General features: G+C 64.6%; 1 protein-coding gene and 2 pseudogenes. 1 reads left to right on the top strand and 2 read right to left on the bottom strand.

The window, feature by feature from the left end:
- Positions 1–89, bottom strand: a pseudogene (locus K4G64_RS39500) (MarR family transcriptional regulator); the annotation flags it as partial.
- 134 nt (positions 90–223) lie between these two features.
- Between K4G64_RS39500 and K4G64_RS39495 the strand changes: the two are divergent.
- A complete protein-coding gene (locus K4G64_RS39495) occupies positions 224–457 on the top strand; it encodes a hypothetical protein (protein WP_032749464.1) in 234 nt (77 codons plus the stop codon).
- On the opposite strand, the pseudogene K4G64_RS39490 reads toward K4G64_RS39495, so the two are convergent.
- A pseudogene (locus tag K4G64_RS39490) lies at positions 450–686 on the bottom strand (NCS2 family permease); the annotation flags it as partial. The gene K4G64_RS39495 and the pseudogene K4G64_RS39490 overlap by 8 nt on opposite strands.

Here is a 686-nt window from a genome sequence, read left to right as displayed (position 1 = left end):
TGCTTCAGGCGCCGGCCCAGCAGCATCACGGCGGAGCGGAGGGAGCTCACGGCGGCGGCACTGTCGCCGTCGTGGATCAGGTCAGGCATGTTTGTTAGCATAACTCATTACCCAAGCTAAATACCACCCGGTTACACCTCCCGTAAATTCCGATCACCCGAACGAGTGAGTTGGAAGCGGAAAGTGACGCAAAGAGCGCTCCGGGGCGGCGACCCTGCTGGGCATGGGATCGACAGTGCTCAGCCTGCGGATAGACGGTGAGCTGCTCGACCGGCTCCGGCAGCACGCCGCGAAACGCGGAATGAGCGTCCAGGACTATGTGGTCCGGACGCTCATCCGCGACGACTTCGACGAACGCTTCAAGGTGGCCGTCGAGGAGACGGAGAAGTTCTACGGAGAGACGGAGAAGCTCTGCGGGCCGACGGGCCCCGCGGTGACCAGAGACCCGATCACGTGAGGCCGAGCGCCGGCATCGCGTAGTAGAAGACGAAGACCGCCGACACCACGTACATCGCGACCGGCACCTCACGGCCCCGGCCCGCCGCCAGGCGCAGCACGGAGAAGGCGACGAAGCCGATGCCGATGCCGTTGGTGATCGAGTACGTGAACGGCATCATCACCATCGCGAGGAACGCCGGGATCGCGAGCGTGTAGTCGCTCCAGTCGATGTCCCGCACCGAGCCCAC

The organism is Streptomyces sp. WAC04114, assembly GCF_019733245.1.
GTDB lineage: Bacteria > Actinomycetota > Actinomycetes > Streptomycetales > Streptomycetaceae > Streptomyces > Streptomyces massasporeus_A.
Note: the sequence above shows the minus strand (reverse complement) of the source record. Positions and strands in the feature narration are given on the sequence as shown.

Coding starts and splice junctions, on each gene's coding strand:
- K4G64_RS39495 (WP_032749464.1), top strand. CDS start 224: ATGGGATCGACAGTGCTCAGCCTGCGGATAGACGGTGAGCTGCTCGAC.